This window comes from Thalassolituus sp. LLYu03 (assembly GCF_050507655.1).
Classification (GTDB): Bacteria; Pseudomonadota; Gammaproteobacteria; order Pseudomonadales; family Oceanobacteraceae; genus Venatoribacter.
Window position 1 is genome coordinate 483,647 of record NZ_CP191496.1, and the last position, 19,670, is coordinate 503,316.

The 19,670-nt window shown below is 57.7% G+C and carries 23 protein-coding genes; 14 read left to right on the forward strand and 9 right to left on the reverse strand.

The features are described from left to right. Positions 1–6 precede the first annotated feature (6 nt). Together nadD and ACQUQU_RS02330 are read right to left on the reverse strand one after the other, a co-directional pair. Positions 7–666 carry a nicotinate-nucleotide adenylyltransferase gene (gene nadD, locus ACQUQU_RS02325; protein ID WP_430461638.1) on the reverse strand — a complete coding sequence of 220 codons (660 nt, stop codon included), beginning with the start codon at positions 664–666 and terminating at the stop codon, positions 7–9. Continuing rightward, positions 647–1,903 (reverse strand): glutamate-5-semialdehyde dehydrogenase, encoded by a 1,257-nt coding sequence (locus ACQUQU_RS02330; RefSeq protein ID WP_430461639.1) that lies wholly within the window; start codon positions 1,901–1,903, stop codon positions 647–649. Before ACQUQU_RS02330 ends, nadD begins: the two co-directional genes overlap by 20 nt. Before the next feature lie 139 nt (positions 1,904–2,042). Between ACQUQU_RS02330 and ACQUQU_RS02335 the strand changes: the two genes are divergently transcribed. Next, positions 2,043–2,975: a GGDEF domain-containing protein gene (locus ACQUQU_RS02335; RefSeq protein WP_430461640.1), complete on the forward strand. Its 933-nt coding sequence runs from the start codon at positions 2,043–2,045 to the stop codon at positions 2,973–2,975. After that, the gene (locus ACQUQU_RS02340; protein WP_430461641.1) at positions 2,965–3,951 is read left to right on the forward strand and encodes a GGDEF domain-containing protein; all 987 of its coding nucleotides are present in this window, start codon (positions 2,965–2,967) and stop codon (positions 3,949–3,951) included. Before ACQUQU_RS02335 ends, ACQUQU_RS02340 begins: the two co-directional genes overlap by 11 nt. An 8-nt stretch (positions 3,952–3,959) precedes the next feature. Here the strand turns inward: ACQUQU_RS02340 and ACQUQU_RS02345 are convergent, their stop codons facing one another. Together ACQUQU_RS02345 and ACQUQU_RS02350 are read right to left on the reverse strand one after the other, a co-directional pair. Continuing rightward, positions 3,960–4,817 carry a class I SAM-dependent methyltransferase gene (locus ACQUQU_RS02345; RefSeq protein WP_430461642.1) on the reverse strand — a complete coding sequence of 286 codons (858 nt, stop codon included), beginning with the start codon at positions 4,815–4,817 and terminating at the stop codon, positions 3,960–3,962. Positions 4,818–4,907: 90 nt separating this feature from the next. Continuing rightward, positions 4,908–5,156: a hypothetical protein gene (locus ACQUQU_RS02350; RefSeq protein WP_430461643.1), complete on the reverse strand. Its 249-nt coding sequence runs from the start codon at positions 5,154–5,156 to the stop codon at positions 4,908–4,910. 184 nt (positions 5,157–5,340) lie between these two features. Between ACQUQU_RS02350 and ACQUQU_RS02355 the strand changes: the two genes are divergently transcribed. Then, a complete protein-coding gene (locus ACQUQU_RS02355) occupies positions 5,341–6,366 on the forward strand; it encodes a DUF3549 family protein (protein WP_430461644.1) in 1,026 nt (341 codons plus the stop codon). Next, positions 6,363–6,812: a YchJ family protein gene (locus tag ACQUQU_RS02360; RefSeq protein WP_430461645.1), complete on the forward strand. Its 450-nt coding sequence runs from the start codon at positions 6,363–6,365 to the stop codon at positions 6,810–6,812. Before ACQUQU_RS02355 ends, ACQUQU_RS02360 begins: the two co-directional genes overlap by 4 nt. Positions 6,813–6,833: 21 nt before the next feature. Here the strand turns inward: ACQUQU_RS02360 and ACQUQU_RS02365 are convergent, their stop codons facing one another. Then, complete coding sequence (locus ACQUQU_RS02365; RefSeq protein ID WP_430461646.1) at positions 6,834–7,106, reverse strand: hypothetical protein; 273 nt, start codon at positions 7,104–7,106, stop codon at positions 6,834–6,836. A 115-nt stretch (positions 7,107–7,221) separates the two neighbouring features. On the opposite strand from ACQUQU_RS02365, the gene ACQUQU_RS02370 reads away from it, so the two are divergent. The 6 genes from ACQUQU_RS02370 (at position 7,222) to ACQUQU_RS02395 (ending at position 12,452) form a co-directional block, all read left to right on the forward strand. Continuing rightward, positions 7,222–8,346, forward strand: a complete 1,125-nt coding sequence (locus ACQUQU_RS02370) for a hypothetical protein (protein WP_430461647.1) — start codon at positions 7,222–7,224, stop codon at positions 8,344–8,346. A gap of 201 nt (positions 8,347–8,547) precedes the next feature. Next, on the forward strand, positions 8,548–9,687 hold the full coding sequence (locus ACQUQU_RS02375) for a D-alanyl-D-alanine carboxypeptidase family protein (protein WP_430461648.1): 1,140 nt from the start codon (positions 8,548–8,550) through the stop codon (positions 9,685–9,687). A gap of 131 nt (positions 9,688–9,818) precedes the next feature. Then, positions 9,819–10,091 carry a YbeD family protein gene (locus ACQUQU_RS02380; protein WP_430461649.1) on the forward strand — a complete coding sequence of 91 codons (273 nt, stop codon included), beginning with the start codon at positions 9,819–9,821 and terminating at the stop codon, positions 10,089–10,091. Continuing rightward, a complete protein-coding gene (lipB, locus tag ACQUQU_RS02385) occupies positions 10,091–10,729 on the forward strand; it encodes a lipoyl(octanoyl) transferase LipB (RefSeq protein WP_430461650.1) in 639 nt (212 codons plus the stop codon). Before ACQUQU_RS02380 ends, lipB begins: the two co-directional genes overlap by 1 nt. Position 10,730: 1 nt before the next feature. Beyond that, positions 10,731–11,693 carry a lipoyl synthase gene (gene lipA / locus ACQUQU_RS02390; RefSeq protein WP_430461651.1) on the forward strand — a complete coding sequence of 321 codons (963 nt, stop codon included), beginning with the start codon at positions 10,731–10,733 and terminating at the stop codon, positions 11,691–11,693. 87 nt (positions 11,694–11,780) lie between these two features. Further along, positions 11,781–12,452 (forward strand): TorF family putative porin, encoded by a 672-nt coding sequence (locus ACQUQU_RS02395; RefSeq protein ID WP_430461652.1) that lies wholly within the window; start codon positions 11,781–11,783, stop codon positions 12,450–12,452. An 80-nt stretch (positions 12,453–12,532) separates the two neighbouring features. Here the strand turns inward: ACQUQU_RS02395 and ACQUQU_RS02400 are convergent, their stop codons facing one another. After that, positions 12,533–12,772, reverse strand: coding sequence for a YdcH family protein (locus tag ACQUQU_RS02400; protein ID WP_430461653.1), 240 nt, complete (start codon positions 12,770–12,772; stop codon positions 12,533–12,535). Between the two features lie 145 nt (positions 12,773–12,917). Between ACQUQU_RS02400 and ACQUQU_RS02405 the strand changes: the two genes are divergently transcribed. Further along, on the forward strand, positions 12,918–14,057 hold the full coding sequence (locus tag ACQUQU_RS02405) for a response regulator (protein ID WP_430461654.1): 1,140 nt from the start codon (positions 12,918–12,920) through the stop codon (positions 14,055–14,057). Here the strand turns inward: ACQUQU_RS02405 and trxC are convergent. From trxC to ACQUQU_RS02420, 3 genes are all read right to left on the reverse strand, one after another. After that, positions 14,036–14,467: a thioredoxin TrxC gene (trxC, locus tag ACQUQU_RS02410; protein WP_430461655.1), complete on the reverse strand. Its 432-nt coding sequence runs from the start codon at positions 14,465–14,467 to the stop codon at positions 14,036–14,038. The two genes, ACQUQU_RS02405 and trxC, sit on opposite strands and share 22 nt — an antisense overlap. Positions 14,468–14,572: 105 nt before the next feature. Then, positions 14,573–16,348, reverse strand: a complete 1,776-nt coding sequence (dsbD, locus tag ACQUQU_RS02415; RefSeq protein WP_430461656.1) for a protein-disulfide reductase DsbD — start codon at positions 16,346–16,348, stop codon at positions 14,573–14,575. A 31-nt stretch (positions 16,349–16,379) separates the two neighbouring features. Continuing rightward, positions 16,380–17,348, reverse strand: a complete 969-nt coding sequence (locus tag ACQUQU_RS02420) for a polyprenyl synthetase family protein (RefSeq protein ID WP_430461657.1) — start codon at positions 17,346–17,348, stop codon at positions 16,380–16,382. A 368-nt stretch (positions 17,349–17,716) separates the two neighbouring features. Here ACQUQU_RS02420 and rplU point away from each other — a divergent pair, with 368 nt between their 5' ends. The 3 genes from rplU (at position 17,717) to cgtA (ending at position 19,664) form a co-directional block, all read left to right on the forward strand. Beyond that, on the forward strand, positions 17,717–18,028 hold the full coding sequence (gene rplU, locus ACQUQU_RS02425; protein WP_228345920.1) for a 50S ribosomal protein L21: 312 nt from the start codon (positions 17,717–17,719) through the stop codon (positions 18,026–18,028). 85 nt (positions 18,029–18,113) lie between these two features. After that, on the forward strand, positions 18,114–18,371 hold the full coding sequence (rpmA, locus tag ACQUQU_RS02430) for a 50S ribosomal protein L27 (protein WP_430461658.1): 258 nt from the start codon (positions 18,114–18,116) through the stop codon (positions 18,369–18,371). Between the two features lie 105 nt (positions 18,372–18,476). Beyond that, complete coding sequence (cgtA, locus tag ACQUQU_RS02435) at positions 18,477–19,664, forward strand: Obg family GTPase CgtA (RefSeq protein WP_430461659.1); 1,188 nt, start codon at positions 18,477–18,479, stop codon at positions 19,662–19,664. Positions 19,665–19,670 lie beyond the last annotated feature (6 nt).

Genomic DNA, 19,670 nt, shown 5'->3' on the forward strand with positions numbered 1-19,670 from the left:
TAAAATCTATCGATAGAGTTGGTTTTGAGAAATGTATTCCAGCACCGCGTCCGGTGTCAGAAAGGTCACATTGTCGCCCCGCTTAAGGGCGCGGCGCAAGTCGGAGGCCGAGATATCCAGTTCCGGCATGTGATGCAGGCAGATACGACCGGCTTCGTGGGCAAGCAGTTCCGCACTTCCGCATTCACGGGTTTCCAGTTGTTGCTCTTGCCAGTGGCTGACACTGCGCACACCGGGACGGCTGATCACCAGCAGGTTGGCCTGCTCCAGCAGCGCCTGCGGCATATACCAGTGTTCGAAGCCCTGCCAGGCGTCTTGTCCCATAACCCAGGTAAACGCCACCTGCGGATACAGGTCGCGCAGGGTTGCCACCGTGACCGCGCTGTAGCTCAGGTCGTCACGCACCAGCTCTATGCTGCTCGGCTCAATGCCATCCAGCGTGGCGCAGGCCGCCTGCAGCATGGCGAGGCGCTGTTCGCCGTCGGCCTGAGGTTGCGGTCGGTGCGGGGGAATGCGGTTGGGAATCAGCAGAACCCGTTCAAAGCCCATGGCGCGCAGCTGAATGGCGATGCGCAAATGGCCGATATGAACGGGATCGAAGGTACCGCCCAGCAGCGCCCAGCGCTGCTGGCGTTGACCGTCAGGATTACTTGCGGATTTCGCCATTGCCCAGCACAACGTATTTCTGCGAGGTCAGACCTTCCAGACCCACCGGGCCACGGGCGTGGATTTTATCGGTGGAAATACCGATTTCCGCACCCAGACCGTATTCGAAACCGTCGGCAAACCGGGTCGAGGCGTTCACCATCACTGAGCTGGAGTCCACTTCGGTAAGGAAGCGGCGCGCCAGTGTGTAGTTCTCGGTGACGATCGCATCCGTGTGGTGCGAACCGTACTGGTTGATGTGCTCAATGGCGCTGTCGATGTCATCGACAATGCGGATGGCCAGAATCGGCGCCAGATATTCGGTGGCCCAGTCTTCGTCGGTGGCGGCATTAATGCCGGTCAGCAACGCCTGAGTACGCTCACAGCCACGCAGTTCTACGCCAATGCCGGTGTAGGCTTCCGCCAGTTCCGGCAGTATGTCTGCCGCGATGGCCTGATGTACCAGCAGGGTTTCCATGGTGTTGCAGGTGCCGTAACGGTGGGTCTTGGCGTTGATGGCGATGTTGATGGCCTTGGTTTTATCGGCCTGCTGGTCGATGAACACATGGCAGATGCCATCCAGATGCTTGATCACAGTGACCTTGGCGTCACGGCTGATGCGTTCGATCAGGCTTTTGCCGCCGCGTGGCACAACAACATCAACGTACTCTGGCATGGTGATCAGGGCGCCGACGGCTTCACGGTCGGTGGTTTCCACCACCTGTACCGCTTCAGCCGGCATGCCGGCCGCTTCCAGACCGGTGCGGATGCAATCGGCCAGTGCACGGTTGGATTCAATGGCTTCTGAGCCGCCGCGCAGAATCGCTGCGTTACCGGATTTCAGACACAGAGAGGCTGCTTCGATGGTCACGTTCGGACGGCTTTCGTAAATGATGCCGATCACACCCAGAGGCACGCGCATTTTGCCGACCTGAATGCCACTCGGACGGTATTTCAGATCGGTGATTTCACCAACCGGATCGGCCAGTGCTGCTACCTGCTGCAGACCTTCGAGCATGCCGTCGATGCGGCCGTCGGTCAGTTCCAGACGGTCGAGCAGGGCGGCGTCCAGACCGTTTTCACGGCCGCGCTGCATGTCCAGCTGGTTGGCGGCTTTTACTGTGTCGCGTTGCTGGCTGATCGCATCAGCGATGGCGAGCAGCGCTTTGTTTTTGTCCTGAGTGCTGGCGCGGCCCATGGCACGGGAGGCCTTGCGCGCGTTCTGACCCAGAGTCTGCATGTATTCTGCTACGTTCATCCGAATGTTCCGAATTACCTGAATCCGCCCGGGGCGGGTAAAGTGCGCTAGTATAACGTGGTTAGAAAGATAACGTGATCAGAAAACGACAAACGCCGATCACCCGGCCGACAAGGAAGAATTCCGGACTCCCGCTCCTATGCCAAAAGTTCAGTTCCACAATCTGGTGATGCTGCAGGTCAAAGTCATCTACTGCCTGTTGACCGCGCTGGGGCTCAGCATCATTGCTGCCCTCGACCTGCTGGAAGACAAAAAAGAATTTGCCATCATCGCCGCCAGCTTTTCATTGATGCTGGTGCTGTACGCCGGTTACCTGCTGATGCGGCGCAAGAAGCGTTCGTCGCCCTACCCGGAGTGGTCGCTGGTGGTGCTGCTGCTGATTTTTACCCTGTTCGGCATGCAGCAGAGTTCAGAGGTGGCGCACTGGGTGTATCTGGTGCCTGTATACACCTACTTTCTGTTTCCGTTCCGCATGGCGAATTACATCTCGCTGGCCTACAGCGCCGCGCTGGTGTTTCTGGTACTGGATAAATTCGACAGCTATATCCGGCTGCAGGTGTTGTTCACCTACGCCGGTTGCTACGCGTTTTCGGTGATGTACGCGCTGATCAACGAGCGCACCAATCACGCGCTCACCGAAATTGTGAATACCGACCCCCTGACGCAGGTGTACAACGAACACCAGCTGTACCTCGACCTGAATAAAGAAATGACCCGCGCCGACCGCCAGCGCACCACGCTGGTGTTGCTGGCCGTAGCCACTCCAACGGAATGGCACAGCCTGAAAGAAGAAGATTACGAGCAGCGCCTCGGCTATCTCGGGCGCAAGCTGCGCCAGTGTCTGCGTAAATACGATGCCTGCTACCGCCTGAACACCGATGATTTTGTCATTCTGATGCCCAACAGCGACGAAGAAGACGCGCTGGTGCTGAGTGAACAGCTGCAGGCATTTCTGCAGGAATCGCGGCAGTCGGAGCTGCACGAGCTGGATGTGAATGCCGAAATGTATCTGCCGGATGATGATGCCCAGAGCCTGATCAGCCGGGTGACCGGAGGTCTGCATGCTGCGTGATCTGACCCAGGAAGAATTGCTGCCACGGCTGCAGACCTTTATGTACCTACTGGCGTCGGTGGCGGTGGCCATTCTTATGTACGACCAGTTCCGTCAGGGCCTGTACCCATTGGTGCTGACCAACGCTCTGGCCATTCCGGCGTTTGTGTTCAGCGCCGTGTATATCCACATCAACCGCGACCGGGTGAATTACGGCTGGGTGAATTATCCGCTGATTCTGACGCTGGCAGGGTTGGCGCTGTTGCAGCTGCCGCAGTATCCGGTGCTGATGACGCACTACCTGTATGCGCTGCCGCTGTTCAGTTATTTCGCACTGCCGCTGTATCCGGCGACCGTGTTCAATATTCTGGTGGCGCTGGTGATGACCGGGCTGGTGTGGCTCGACTTCGGTTTTACCAAGGCGCTGCGCACCGGCACCAATTATTCGCTGCTGCTCGGTTCGGCCTGGTGTTTCGCCTACCTGACGATGCTGAAAAGCTGGTCGCTGAAGCGTCTGGCGCTGACCGATCAGGTATCCGGGGCCTACAACCGCCGCCACTTCTTCCATGCGCTCGACCGGGAAATCGCCCGTTGTGAATCGACCCGCCAGCCGATCAGTCTGATTGGTCTGGTGATCGACGATTACCGTCAGCTGATTGATATTCACGGCAACCGGGTGATGTCACAGTTTCTGCCGCGATTTACCGAACGCACACAACGCCTGATCCGGGCCGGCGATGAGATGTTCCGCCTGACGGATGATCTGTTTGTGCTGGTATTGCCGAACTGTCCTGAGGACGGGGCGATTGTGCTGATGGAGCGGGTGAAACGCTCGTTGCAGTCGCAGGCGTGGAAGCCGTTTGCAGAGATCTCAATCAGCGCATCGGCGGTGGGGTTGCAGAGTGGCGAAGACAGCCGCGATATGGAAAAACGTCTGCTCGCCAAACTCAAGAAACAACGCCTGACCAACCTGCAGCTGGCGGCGTTCTCCGATTAATCCCCGGATCAGGCTCTGGCGCGGATCAGCCGCACCAGAGTTGCGGTCTTGGCCCGTGGCAGATTGAGCTGATCGTAAAACGCCGCCGGGTCATGCACTTCCACATCACGGAAACCATCCTGCATAAAACCTTCGCGAATGGCCTTGTCGGACGGGTAGTGCAGCGGCCATTCACCGCGGGTGAAAAAACCCACCAGTTTCTGCGCGAATTTCACGTAGCGGTAGGCCGGATGATCGGCGAAATCCGGGTAGAGGTCGGTCACGTACCAGGCCGCCGGAAACGTTTTCAGACCCTGCGCCATGCGCGCCCACACAGAGCGGATGGTGGGCAGATCAAAGTAGTTCACCAGACCTTCGGTCACGATCAGGGTTTTCTTGGCCGGATCAAGACCCGCCAGCAGCGCCTGAATCGACTGTTCCCCGGACGCTTCCAGAATGTTGCAGGGTTTGACGCTGTGCTCCGGCCCTGTGCCGAGCGCGTTCAGCAGCGCGCCTTTGCGTCGCGCCATGCCGGGCAGGTCGGCTTCCAGATAGGTAATGTGCGGGAAACGCTTACGCAGGCGGTAGCCTCTTGGGGAAAGGCCGGCCGCGATTTCCACGACCTGTTCCACGCCCTGTTCTTCAATCAGCTGACTGACCAGATGATCGATGACCGAGTGACGTTGCAGCAGAAAGGTATCAATGCTGGCGCCGGCTACCCCTTTCAGAAAGGCATTAACCGGGGTGAGGGCGGCGTTGGCAATGCGCCCGGCCAGGGTCACAAATGCGGGCGCAGATAAGCCGTTGCGGTACCAGACATAGCCGGTGTAATGGGCGCTGATGCTGATGCGCGAAGTATCGGTGGCATCCGGAGCGGGAGTCGTCATGGTCGTTTTATTCTTGTTATTGAATTCTGGCCTGAGGATAAGGCCTGAGAGAGTGCAAGTCCATGCGCGGCAGGCGCATGGACCGGGTGCTTACTCGCTGTCGCGCGGTGCGTTCAGTGCGCGCACTTCGTTGCGGGCCTGATTCAGCTGGAACTGCAGGTCGGCAACCTTCTGTTTCAGCTCACGGCTGTTAGCCACTTCCGCATGATGCTGTTCAGCAATGGCTTTCAAGGCTTGCTCGGCTTGCGCCACCTGCGCCTGCCAACGGCGGCTCAGCACGAAACCGACGATGCCGCCGCCCAGAATCATGCCGGCCAGAATCACAAAAATAATACCCATGGTGCCCCCTTTGCTTAAAACCTGTGCGCATGATGACAGAAACGGGCCTGCGCTCAACCTTTGCGCCGGACGCTGACGACGCTTGCTGACCCGGCGGCGCCAACGGACGTCATAGCTGGTAAACTGTGCGCCTTTCAGCCGCAGCCGGTCTGCGGGCTTGTAACGAAACAGACGGGATCAGAACGTGACGATTGGTGAACTGGTAAACAAAAGCGGCGCCCGCATGCGCGTCTTTGATATGGGCCGCCGCCTTGAAGAAGTAACCGAACCGGTATTTGCCGCCTTTGAACAGCTGGCCGCACCCTGGCCGTCGCCCTACCTCAAACACGCCTGGGTGGGCATTCTCAGCTGGAACCCGACGGAACCCGGCCAGCACAATATCTGGTTTCTGAAGCTGCCATTAGATGAACAGAACATTCTGCAGCCGGGCCCGCGCGATGCGTTTGTTGCCCATTGTCTGCGCGTGGCGGCTGCTCCGGAACAGAAGCACGGCGATGCTCCGTGCAGCTATCGCCCGGATCAGGGACGTATGGCGTTTTTCCATGCGCAGGCGCTGATGGCGCTGGGACAGCCCGCGACCCAGTTCTACGCCACCGCCCGTGCTTACCTGAGTGGCGACATTGGCTGGGATAACTGGCAGCAGCTGGGCCTGCAGGGTCTGGCGGAAGTGGTCGCGCGTCTGGGCGACGAACACAACAGTCAGCTGCTGGCCAACGCCATGCCGTTCCTGCCGGCGGTGCCGCGCAACGCGCTGCTCAATTTTCTTGAAAACGTCCGCCCCGATCAGGGCCTGACGTCGGCCATCAACGATGCACTGTCGGCGGTGGTGGCCAACGGCGCCAGCGTGGCGGATTTATCCGCCTTTGCCCGCGCGCTGTCGAACAGCGTCAATGACGGTCAGCGTTCACTGCTGCTGCAGGCGTTGCTGGCTCATCCGCTGGCCAGTGAGGTGGAATTGCTGGCCGCCATTGGCAGCCGTTGCTGGCGGGACCTCGACGGCGTGGTGCTGAAAGCCTATCTCGAGCGTCTGTCGGGTAATCTGCAGGGCGAGGGCGCTTTCAATGCCTTGGTAGCGGATTTACTGACACTGCCGGGCATGCGCATCCGTGTGATGAATCTGCTGGCATCGGGTGGTCTGAGTGATCAGCTGAACCAGGCCGTTGCCCGTCTGTTCTCTCTGGTGCGTACCGGGCAGGGGAATCTGCAGTGAGCCAGGTCTGCCCGTGCGGCAGTGGTCTCGACTACCGCGACTGCTGCGAGCCATTGCATCAGGGGGTAAAAGCCGCAAGCCCGGAGGCGCTGATGCGCTCCCGCTACAGCGCCTTTGCGCTGGAGTTGAGCGATTACCTGCTGAACAGCTGGGATGCACGCACGCGCCCGGCGGAGCTGACGCTGCAACCGGATACCCGCTGGTTCCGGCTGGATGTGCAGGACAGTGGTGCGCAAGGCGATGAGGGTTTTGTGCGTTTTACCGCGTATTTCCGTGAAGGCGATGAATGGCTGCAGCTCAGTGAGCGTTCGCGTTTTGCCTTGGCTGAGGATGGTTACTGGCGCTATCTGGATGGTAACGCCGATTTCCGTCGCTGGTCGCCGGGACGCAACGACGAATGCCCGTGTGGCAGTGGTAAAAAATTCAAGAAATGCTGCGGTGGCTGACGCGACCGCAGCAGCCGGGTGTCAGCCGCGCGGCTGACCACCTTTCAGCAGCATGCCCCAGCTCATTGCCAGAGCACCCACTACCGATAGCAGCATCATGCTGTTCACCAGACCCGAGTGGCGGCGGTAGTAACTGATTTCTTCCTGCGGTGTTGAGCTGCACACACCTTGCACATAATCGTAAAAACCACCGCCCTGGGTGCAGTCGGTGACGGACGATAATTCGATGCCGTACAGAGCCAATAACAGGATTCCGGGAAGTGCAAACAACAGACTTCCGACGCGCAGCCACATAGCGATTTACTCCACAGAAAAACAGATGAAACTTGACACAGACAGGCCAGAGTCTGCATCTTACCAGCCTAAGTGTGCCCGATAAAACGATAACAACGAATTGAGCTGCCGCCTTATGAAATCACTGTTCGCAAAATCACTGTTCACCGCTGCTGTGCTGTTGGCGTTGTCCCCGGCTCAGGCTGCGACTCAGGATCTCGATAAACTTCTGAGCAGCATCAAAGATGATATCGCTGCCCAACGTCTCTCAAGCCCGGCCGGTAACAACGCGCTGGAGCGTATTGATGCTTTCCGCGCTCAGGCGCCATTTGATTTCCGCGTCGTACCACTGACTTACAAGTGGGGCGAAGCCTATGTTGCCATGGCTGAAAAAGCGATTGGCGGCAAAGAATACGAAAAAGCCCAGCAGTATCTGGATAAAGTCTGGCTGGTGGCTGCCCTGACGCCGGGCCTTGAAGAAGCGCAGGCCAAACTGGACTCGCAGTGGAAAGGTGCTCCGGTTGCGGCTGCAGCGCCTGTGGACGCCAAGGCCGATGCTGAACGTCAGAAAAAACTGGCCGAAGCCGCTGAAAAAGAAAAAGCCAAAGTAGAAGCAGAACGTAAGCGTAAAGCCGAAGAAGACAAACGTCTGGCGGCGGAAGAGAAGAAAAAAGCCGATCAGGAACGTGCCCGCAAGCAGGAAGAAGAGCGCCTGCGTCGTGCCGAAGCTGAAAAAGCCGAAAAAGCCGCGGCCGAAAAACGTCTGGCCGATGCACAGAAAGCCGCCGATAAAGAACGCGCCGATGCGGCCAGCAAAAAAGCGGCACCGGCCAAAGTGGTTGCTGCTGCGCCAGTCGCCGCGCCTGTGGCAAGCAAGCCGCGTGAAGAGCCGAAAGTGGTGGCGGTAAAAGCCAAAACCGACGCCGGCACTTCGCAACTGTGGACCGAAGCCAAAGAAGATTCTGCGCCGATCGCCAGTTACCCGGTGTCTTCCGAGCTGCTGACTGAACGTAACCGCGACATCGTCGATTCGCTTGAGCCTGTGTGTAAGGCCATTCTCGATAACGACGCGTCGGTGGTGGTGCACACTCAGGATAAAGCCGATTACCGCTGGCTGACGGTGCGTCTGACGCTGTGTATGCGTCGTCTGGATAAGAGCTTCCGTCTGCGTCACAGTTATGAAGCCGTTGCCGACGGTGCGCCGTTTGTGACGCTGCACCCAGCACGTGAAGTATCGCTGGTGCGTAAAGTCGGCGATTAATGGTGAAAAAAAGCAAAACGGCCGGTTAATCCGGCCTTTTTGTTTTCTGCTGATCTGGTAATCTGTGCACCCATTCCGATGTCAGGGGAACTCAGGCGGCGCCTGATGGTCTCTGACCCCTGTTGCCTCGCGCGACCTGCAATATAACCACAGCGTGTTACAATGCGCGCCCGTGTACACCCAACGGCTCAGAGTACCTTTATGCGTTTTTTATCAGCCCTGACCTTCCTGATTTTTTCTGCGTTGACGCAGGCGGCCGTGATCGTGCCGAAAGCACCGGATCTGGATTCTTCTGCCTACATTCTGCTGGATGCTGACAGCGGTGAAGTGCTGGTTGAGCACAACGCCGACCAGAGTCTGCCACCGGCCAGTCTGACCAAAATGATGACCAGCTACATTGCCGTACACGAGCTGGAACTGGGTAACGTTGCAGAAAATACGCTGGTGCCGATCAGTGAAAAAGCCTGGCGCAAAGGCGGCTCGAAAATGTTCGTGAAAGTGAATACTCAGGTGCCACTGATCGATCTGCTGCGCGGCATTATCGTGCAGTCGGGTAACGATGCGTCGGTGGCTGTAGCGGAATATTTTGCCGGCTCAGAAGAAGCCTACGCTGAGTGGATGAACCAGTACGCTGAACGTTTCGGCATGACCAATACCCATTTCGTGAACGCCACTGGCTGGCCGGCGGATAATCATCTGACCACTGCCCGCGATCTGTCCAAGCTGGCGCTGCATATCATCAAAGATCACCCGCATTACTACGAGCTCTACGCTGAGAAGTATTTCGAGTACAACAACATCCGTCAGCCAAACCGCAACAAGCTGCTGTGGCGTGACCCTTCTGTGGACGGTCTGAAAACCGGTCACACCGATGAAGCCGGTTACTGTCTGGCGGCGTCTGCCCTGAAAGATGGTACCCGTCTGATTGCCGTGGTAATGGGTACCCGCAGTGAAGAAGCCCGTGCGCGCGAAACCCAGAAGCTGCTGGCCTATGGTTTCCGTTACTTCGAAACCCGCAAAGTCTATACCGGTGGTGAAGTGTTGCAGACCAATCCTGTGTGGCTGGGCAAAGACAACAAAGTCGATCTGGGGGTGGAAAAAGAACTCTTCCTGACCCTGCCGCGTGGCCTGAAAGGTGAGCTTGAGGTGAACATCGCCACCGATGAATACATCAAAGCACCGATCACTAAAGGTCAGGTGATGGGTACCCTGACCCTGAGCATGGACGGCGAAGTTCGCGCTGAGCGTCCGCTGATTGCCCTGAATGATGTGGAAGAAGCCGGTTTCTTCGGCCGCCTGATGGGCGCCATCAAACTGTTCTTCGCCAAACTCTTCGCCTGATTGTATTCAGGCCCGGGCCACCTGTCGTAAACGACAGGTGGCCTCTTTATTCGCCCAAAGTCCCGTAGCGCTTGAAATTGTCATCGGGTACAACCATATATGGGCTCTGATGTATCAACGAGGCCAGCGTCTTGAGTCAGCCAGAAGCTCCTAAAATCCAATTCCCCTGTGAGAACTACCCGGTCAAAGTGCTTGGTCGTTGTTGTGACGACTATACCGACGTGGTGCTGGATATCTTCCGTATTCACGCCCCCGGTTTCGACCTTGAACGTATCCAGATCCGCGACAGCAAGAACGGCACCTTCCGCGCTGTGACTGTGTACATCACCGCCACCGGCGTTGAGCAGCTGCAGGCGCTGCACCGCGATCTGCAGGCTCACGACTATGTGCATATGGTGATGTAATGACAGACGTCCGGGTTCGCGATCTCGGCCTTACGCTGTATCAGCCGGTATACGATGAGATGCTGGCGTTCACCGCTGGCCGCGACGACAACACGCCGGACGAACTCTGGCTGCTGCAGCATGAACGGGTGTTCACGCAGGGGCAGGCAGGCAAGGCAGAACATGTGCTGATGCCGGGCGATATCCCGGTGGTACAGTCGGACCGCGGCGGTCAGGTGACCTATCATGGTCCGGGCCAGCTGGTGGTGTACCTGATGGTCGACCTGAAGCGCAAAGGCTGCGGCCCACGGGCTCTGGTGTCGGCCATTGAGCAGGGCATAGTGGCGACCCTGAGGAAATGGAGTATTGACTCAGCACCGCGTGCAGATGCTCCCGGTGTCTACGTCAACGGGCGTAAAATTGCCTCACTCGGTCTGCGCATCAAGAATGGCCGTTCTTTTCATGGTCTTGCGCTGAACATCGATATGGATCTGGAGCCTTTCCTGCGTATTAATCCGTGCGGGTATGCCGGCATGCAGATGACGCAGGTGCGGGATGAAACATCCGAGCCTTTCACCTTTGCTGATGTAGCAAAAGAACTCGAACACCAGTTACAGGCGGAGCTGGCCAGGCTCAAGCCTTCAGCGCCCGGAGCGTGAGATGACAGACAAGATTAAAGTGGTTCAGGGCGAAAAACTGCGCGGCGCCGACAAAGTGGCCCGTATCCCGATCAAGGTCATTCCGACCGACGAACTGCCGCGCAAGCCGGACTGGATCCGTGTGCGCATTCCGGCCTCGCCGAAGATTAACGAAATCAAAGAAAAGCTGCGCAAGCATAAGCTGCATACCGTGTGTGAAGAGGCCAGCTGCCCGAACATCGGTGAATGCTTCGGTGGCGGCACAGCCACCTTCATGATCATGGGCGACATCTGTACCCGCCGCTGTCCGTTCTGCGACGTTGGCCACGGCCGTCCGAATCCGCTGGACGCCGATGAGCCGGTGAATCTGGCCACGGCCATTGCCGACATGGGCCTGAAATACGTGGTAATCACTTCGGTAGACCGCGACGACCTGCGCGACGGTGGTGCCCAGCATTTTGCCGACTGCATCCGTCACACCCGTGAAGCCCGCCCAGGTATTCAGATTGAAACCCTGGTGCCCGACTTCCGCGGTCGCATGGAAATAGCGCTGGATATTCTGAGCAGCACGCCGCCGGATGTGTTTAACCACAATCTGGAAACCGTACCGCGTCTGTACAAAGAATGCCGTCCGGGGTCTGACTATCAATGGTCGCTGGATCTGCTCAAGCAGTACAAAGAGCGTAATCCTGAGATCGTCACCAAATCCGGTCTGATGCTGGGACTGGGTGAAACCAACGAAGAAGTGATCGAAGTGATGCACGACATGCGTGCCCACAAAATTGATCACATCACGCTGGGTCAGTATTTGCAGCCGAGCCGCGATCATTCGCCGGTTAAGCGTTTCGTGACGCCGGAAGAATTCAAAGAGCTGGGCGACATCGCCAAGGGGCTCGGTTTCCTGCGCGTGACCAGCGGTCCTCTGGTGCGTTCGTCGTACCACGCCGATTTACAGGCTCAGGGGGAAGACGTAGGCAGCGTCTGAAATACTTCACAATTTCCGCATCTGCTCCATCTTTTGAAAGTCGGTTGTGCTACAAAGCACCACCGACTTTTTTATTGGGGAATGGACGTGAAAAAATTCGCATTTCTGGCAGCACCTGCGCTGCTGACGCTGGCTGTGAGTGCTGCTGCGGCACCTGCGTATAACGCCGGTCTGGTAACCGATTATCTGTTCCGTGGCCTGACTCAGACCGACCATGGTGTGGCTCTGCAGGGCGGCGCCGACATCAAAAATGGCAACGCTTACGGCGGCGTGTGGTTCTCTAACGTGGAAACCCCGGACGGCTCCGAAGGTCTGCCGGTCGAGATGGACGTGTATTTCGGCTACAACAACCAGTTCAGTAAATTCAATCTGGACATGGAAGTGCTGACCTACAACTACCTGAACGACAGCATCGGCGACGAAACCGAATTTAAAATCGGTTCAACGCTGGCCAAAGGTCTGGATGTGAATCTGTACCGCGGTGTGAAGGGCAAAACCTGGTTCCCGGAAGTGACCTACGAAATGTTCCTGCCGGAACGTCTGTACCTCGATGTATCCGCTGGTCTGTGGATTCAGGACGATGCCGACGATGAAGGTCTGACGGCGCGTGCCGAGCTGGGTCGTGATTTCCCGGAACTGCACGGCATTGATCTGTATGTGGGCGCCAGCTACATCAGCGACGATACCCCGTTCGGTGACAACAACGATCAGGACGATTCCGACCTGCGTTTCTTCGCTGGTGTGCGTAAAAACTTCTGATCCCGCCTGACGTTTTCAGCGGTTTCAGAAAAATAAAAAAGCCCGGAAATTCCGGGCTTTTTTTATGGCTGACGTGTCGCTCAGGCTTCTTTCAGCATGGCGTACAGGTCGTCTTTCAGATGCACGCGACGCATTTTCAGCGCTTCCAGACGCTCGTCAGACGCAGCCTCGGATTCCTCTTCGATACGACGCACTTCACGGTCCAGTTCATGGTATTCATCGAACAGACGGGAGAAATGGCGGTCCTTCATTTTCAGACTACGGATCTGCTCAGACATTTCCGGAAATTCATTGTGCAGGCTGTGGTTTTCGATGTTCATGCGCTCGGTCTCCTTGTTACCTGACTCCAGATTGCCCGGTTGCAGAATTACTGCCTTGATTCAGGTCATCCGATTTCCGATCACCTGAGCGGCCTTTGCTATATTTGATCTGGATCAAACGGAACGAGTGTCAGGAGGAACACGCATGAGTGCAGGCCGGATTGCGCTGCTGGATGACGAATACAGCGCCGTTGCACTGTTGTCGCGCGTATTAGCCGATTACGATCTGGACGCCTTTATCAGTGGACAGACATTTACGCAGCAGGTGAACGGCCAGGCCGAATGCATCCTGCTGGATATTCAGATGCCGGAGATTTCCGGCTACGACATCTGCCGTGCGCTGCGGGCGCGGGCAGACACCCGCAATGTCCCGATTCTTTTTATCTCTGGCCAGACCAGCATCGACGACCGTCTGGCCGGATACGCCGCCGGTGCCGATGATTTCATTGCCAAGCCGTTTGATGTTGATGAGCTGCGCGCCAAAGTCGCCAGGGCGGTACAGCACAGGCGCCTGCACAATGAATTGCTGAGTTCGATGGACGATGCCCGTCAGGCTGCGTTTGAAGCCATGACGCATTCGGCCGAGCAGGGCGAAATCACCCGGTTTATCGAGCAGGCGATGGTCTGTCAGTCGGAGGCCGAAGTAGCGCGCACCCTGATCAATACCCTCGGATCATTCGGTCTGAATGCGGTGGTGGCGGTCTGGGGCGCGGAAACGGCGTTCTGGTCACACGCCGGTGAGGCGCGGCCGCTGGAGCAGGAGCTGATGGTCACCTGCCGGGAAGCGCAGCGCATCGTCGCGATGGAACGCCGCCTGCTCATTAACTACCCGCGGGTGTCGTTGCTGATCAAGAATACCCCGTGGCAGGAAGCCGCCCGCTACGGCCGCATCAAAGATCACCTGTGTGTGCTGATGAGCGGTGCCGACGCCCGTCTGGGCTCGCTGGAAACCGAGCAGCGCTTCCGCCAGCAGCACATGCTGCTGATGGCGCTGGATGACGTTCAGAAAGCGCTGGAAGGGCTGCAGCTTACCCAGCATCGTCGTCTGCAACTGGCCGATGAGGCGGTGCAGGAACTGGATCTGGAATTATCGGAGGAGCTGGCGCTGCTGAATCTGGATCCGGATCAGGAGCGCCATCTGCACTTGCTGGTGCAGCGCCATGTTGCTCAGCTGGGCAGTCTGTATCACGACAGCGCCGATGTCGGTACCTTGCTGGCACCGGTTCTGCTGGCGCTGTCCCGGCTGGCGGGCGAACGTGATGATCAGATCTTGCTTAACGCCTGATTGATCCACTGCGTCAGTTGCGGTGCTGGCAGGGCGCCGGCCAGACGGTCCACTTCACGACCCTGATGAAAGAGGATCAGGGTCGGAATGCTGCGGATGGCAAACTGGGCACTGGTGTGTTGCGCCACTTCGGTATTCACCTTGGCGAAGCGCACCTTGTGCTGCATCTGGCCGCACACCTGAGTAAAAATCGGCGCCATCATCTTGCACGGGCCGCACCAGCTGGCCCAGAAATCCACCAGTACCGGCAGGTCGTTTTTGGCGATAAAACGCTGGAAGTCGGCGTCGTTCAGCTCCAGTGGGTGGCCTGTGAACAGATCGCTTTTGCAGCGGCCGCAGGTGCCTTGCTGCTGTTGTTTGTCATCTGGGATGCGGTTGATAGCGCCGCAGGAAGGGCAGGTGTAGTGCATGGTGCTGTCTCCGGTGAAGCAGAATTACAGCGCTATATGCGTCCGAAGGAATAAAGTTTCAAGGGGCAGAAGCCGGAAGTCGGAGGCAGAAGCTAGAAGCCCGAGCTAGAAGCCAGTGCGCTCAAGAAACTCGGCTTTGCTCAGCTCGCCGGTAATGCGTGTGGCTTCAATTTCCTGGTTCTGGCGGAAAAACAGAATCGTCGGTGGGCCAAACACCGCGTGTTTCTGCATAAACGCAATTTGCTCGGCGTTGTTATCGGTCAGATCCAGTTGCAGCCACAGTACATCTTTCAGTTCGTTCTGTACGTCGCTCTGGGCGAAGATTTCTTCGTCCATCACTTTGCAGCTGATGCACCAGTCGGCGTACAGGTCGAGCATCACCACACCCGGAGCGGCGGCAATTTTCTGTTCGATATCGGCAACCGATGAGGAGCGGTAAAACGGCGCGCGTGCAACTTGTGCCGTGTTTGCCGTCGTCTGCGACAGGCCGGCTCCCGCCAGCGGTTGCAGTGGATTGCTGTTGCCCATCAGCACGCCGGCCAGTGCCATCACACCGTACAGCAGGAATACCCAGCCAATGCCTTTGATTACGCGGGTTTTGCCACTTGCCGGCTCCAGTGCGCCCAGAACCACGCCGTAAATAATGGCCAGCAGTGCCCACAGCAGCAGGCTGATTACACCCGGCAGAATGCGGCTTAACAGCCAGATGGCGACGCCCAGCAGCAGAATGCCGAAGAAGGCTTTGATCTGATTCATCCAGCCACCGGCTTTCGGCAGGAAAGACGCACCTGTGGTGCCCAGTACGATCAGCGGCGCGCCCATGCCCAGGCCCAGCGCCAGCAGGGCAGAACCACCTAAGACGGCGTCGCCTGTGGTGCTGATGTACACCAGCGCGCCGGCGAGTGGGGCGGATACGCATGGGGAAACCACTAACGCCGACAGCACGCCCATGATCAGCACGCTCAGCCACTGACCGCCTTGCTGCTTCTGATTGAGATCATTCAGGCGGTTGCGCAGCGCCGACGGCAGTTGCAGCTCGTACACGCCGAACATGGCCAGTGCCAGTACCGCAAACAGCACGGAGAACAGGATCAGCACCCAGGGCGTCTGCATCCAGGCTTGGATATTGGCGCCGGCACCCAGCAGACCAACGATCAGACCGGCAGCGGCGTAGGTGATGGCCATGCCCAGAACATAAACCGATGACAGGGCAAAGCCCTTACGCCCGGAGGTGTTGCCCTGACCGAGCACAATGCTGGTCAGAATCGGCACCATGGGCAGCACGCAGGGGGTAAAGGTCAGGCCCAGACCGAACAGGAAGAAGAGGCCGACAATCGCGCCCCAGCTGCGGTTGGCAAACCAGCTGTCGGCGGGCATGGCGGGTGTGGAAGCGTTCGCGGGCGTGTTGCGTAGCGGCTGCGTCCCGGCGCTGCCGGATACTTGCGCAATCTGCTCGGCGGTGAGCGTCAGGCGTTCACGTTGTGGCGGATAGCAGAGGCCGGCTTCGGCACAGCCCTGATAATTGAGGACAACATTGCCCGGTTGCAGTGTACTCAGGTCGAAATGCACTTCCAGATCGCCAAAGTAAGCGATGACCTGACCAAAGGCTTCGTCTTCTTTTTCGTGGCCCGGCTCAGAGAAATACACAGGGTCGAGACGGGTTTCGTCCTGCTGCAGGAAAATGCGGTGCTGGTACAGGTAGTAGCCATCCGCGCTGACCCAGTGAGCGGTCAGCTGGCCGTTGCTGATGCTCCAGTCGAGGGGAAAGGCTTGTTCTACCGGGAGAAATTCAGGTTCCTCGCTGCCCACCAGTGAATCCAGAACACCTGCCTGACTGGTAACGCTCAGCAGCAGGGTGAATAACAGGGTTAACAGCTTCACCTGAGTCTCCTTGGTTTTCCCGTTTGGGAAATCAGTTATTACGTTGCACCGCGATCAGGGCCAGAGCGTCCAGTGCTTCGCGGGCGACGCCTTGCGGCAATACCTTGAGTTGCTCGCGTGCATTGGCCACGCACTGGTTGGCTTTTTCGCGGGTGTAGTCGATGGAGCCGAGTTCGTGTACCACGGCCAGAACCTCAGCCATGTCGTCCAGGCCGCCTTTACGGATGGCGGCACGAACCAGCTTGCGTTGTTCTTCATTGCCGTTGGCGATAGCGTGAATCAGCGGCAGGGTGGGTTTACCCTCGGCCAGATCATCGCCCACGTTCTTGCCCATGGCGGCGGCGTCGCCTTCATAGTCGAGCACGTCATCGATCAGCTGGAATGCTAAACCAAGTTCGCGGCCATAGATGCGCATGGCTTCACGTTCTGCTTCGCTGCGGCCCATCAGGCTGGCCATGCCCCAGGTTGAGGCTTCAAACAGCATGGCGGTTTTGCCGTGGATAACATCCATATATTGCTGTTCGGTGGTGTCCGGGTTTTTCACGTTGGTGAGCTGCAGCACTTCACCTTCGGCAATCACGCTGGTGGCCTTGGCCAGAATCTTCATCACTGGCAGGCATTCCAGTTCAACCAGCATTTCGAACGAGCGGCTGTAGAGGAAATCGCCGACCAGCACGCTGGGTGCGTTGCCCCATTTGGCGTTGGCGGTTGGGTTGCCGCGGCGCATGTCGGAGGTATCGACCACGTCGTCATGCAGCAGGGTGGCGGTATGCAGGAACTCAATCACGGTGGCCAGCTTAACGGCGTCGGCTTCACAGCGGCCGAAAGCTTTGGCGGTCATCAGCACCAGCAAAGGGCGGATGCGTTTGCCGCCGCTGCTGACGATGTAGTCGGCGATTTTCTCGACCAGAGGTACGCGTGAGGCCAGCTGGGCGTGGATGAGTTTGTCTACGGCCTGAAATTCGTCGCCAACGACGGCGAGAATGTCTTGAATCTGCATGAATGAAGGGGCCTTTGTCGGGGCAGGCTGCAACTGCCGCTGTTGTCAGAAGTCCACACCAGCCTGCGGCCGGTGGTCAGGGGCTGCAGTTTAACGGGCGTGGCTCTGGCCGACAACGGCAGGCGGGCGCTGTTGCTGCTCTGTGGCCGCCTTATTACGCCCCTTGGCGGCCCTTGTCTGCCGGTGGCAATACGCCAGAAGTTCGCTTCGCAACGGGTGTTGCGCTGAGTATTGGGTTGCGGTATAGTCTCGCGCCCCGAAAATCTGCTCCCTGCCATATGGAAACCAGAGCGTTGCCAGTAGAAGCAGGTACTTTCAAGTAGCAGTCGTGTAAGCGCCCCCAGAGGGCTCAAGTGGAGATGTACGTTATGTACGCTGTAGTGGTAACTGGCGGTAAGCAATACCGCGTTGAAGAAGGTCAGACCCTGAAAGTTGAGAAACTGGAAGTGGCTACCGGTGACAAAGTAGAAATCGAAAAAGTGCTGCTGATCGGCAACGGCGACGACGTTAAAATCGGCGCTCCAGTAGTAGCCGGCGCTAAAGTAACTGCTGAAGTAGTTGCTCACGGTCGTCACAAGAAAGTGAAGATCCTGAAGTTCAAGCGTCGTAAGCACCACATGAAGCAGATGGGCCACCGTCAGTGGTTCACTGAACTGAAAATCACCAGCATCGCTGGCTAATATTTGACTTAAATCCGGGGTCCGTGTGGTTTGCCTAACCGCCGCATCCGCAGTGTTGCAGTGACCCCAAGACAGGAGAAAAGCAATGGCACACAAAAAGGCTGGTGGTAGTACCCGTAACGGTCGTGATTCCGAGAGTAAACGCCTTGGTGTGAAACTGTTCGGTGGTCAGGCCGCTAAAGCAGGTAACATTCTGGTTCGTCAGCGCGGCACCCGTTTCCACGCTGGTACCAACGTAAAAGTTGGTCGTGACCACACTCTGTTCGCTACCGCTGATGGCGTAGTGACTTTCGAAGTGAAAGGTCCGAACAACCGTAAGTTCGTAAGCATCGTTCAGGCTTAATCCGCCTTAACTGCTTACCCGAGCGCCCTGACTCCAGTTTTTGCAGTCAGGGCGTTTTTGTTTGTCTGATTACCTGCTGTCGCAGGCATCACCGAGGTTACTGAGATGAAATTCGTCGACGAAGCACGTATTACCGTTCAGGCGGGCAAGGGCGGCAATGGCTGTGTGAGCTTCCGTCGTGAGAAGTTTATTCCCAAGGGTGGCCCGGACGGTGGCGACGGTGGCGACGGTGGTTCCGTGTATCTGGAAGCCACTGAATCGATCAATACCCTGATCGATTACCGCTATACCCGCCATTATCAGGCGGAAAATGGCAAAGGCGGCCAGAGCCGCAACTGCACCGGCAATAAAGGTGCGGACATGATTCTGCGTGTACCAGTGGGTACCGGCGCGTTCGACGAGGACACTGGCGAAAAGCTGGGTGACCTGACCGAACCCGGCCAGAAGCTGATGATTGCCCGTGGTGGTTTCCACGGTCTGGGCAATACCCGTTATAAATCCAGTACCAACCAGGCGCCTACCCAGTCCAAACCAGGTCAGCCGGGCGAGTCGCGCAACGTTAAGCTGGAGCTGAAAGTGCTCGCTGACGTTGGTCTGCTCGGTCTGCCAAATGCCGGTAAATCGACCTTTATCCGCTCTGTGTCTGCCGCGACCCCGAAAGTGGCGGATTACCCGTTCACCACGCTGGTGCCGAATCTGGGTGTGGTGAAGGTAGAAGAACACCGCAGCTTTGTTATTGCGGACATTCCGGGTCTGATCCCGGGTGCCTCTGACGGTGCTGGTCTGGGAACCCGTTTCCTCAAGCATCTGGTGCGTACCCAGCTGTTGCTGCACATCGTGGATGTGGCACCGTTTGATGATTCTGATCCGGCAGAAAACGTACAGGCCATTGCCAATGAACTGGAGCAGTTCTCTCCGGGTCTGGCGCAGCGTGACCGCTGGCTGGTGCTGAACAAGCTGGACATGGTGCCGGAAGAAGAGCGCGACGCCCGCTGCAATGACATTGTTGAGCGTCTGCAGTGGACTGGCCCGGTATTCCGTATTTCGGCCATCAACCGCGAAGGCACCTTCAAGCTCAGCTGTGAGATCATGGAATACATGGAAGCCCGTCGTGCGCGGGCCGAAGATGACGAAGAATTTGCCGAGCAGATCCTTGCTGAGCGCGATCAGGTTGAAGCTGAAGCGCGTGAGCACATTGAAATGCTGGCCGAGCGTCGCCGTCAGCTGCGTGAACTGAACGAAGATGACGACGATGACGATTACGACGTAGAGGTCATCTACCTCCGCGAGTGATCGCAA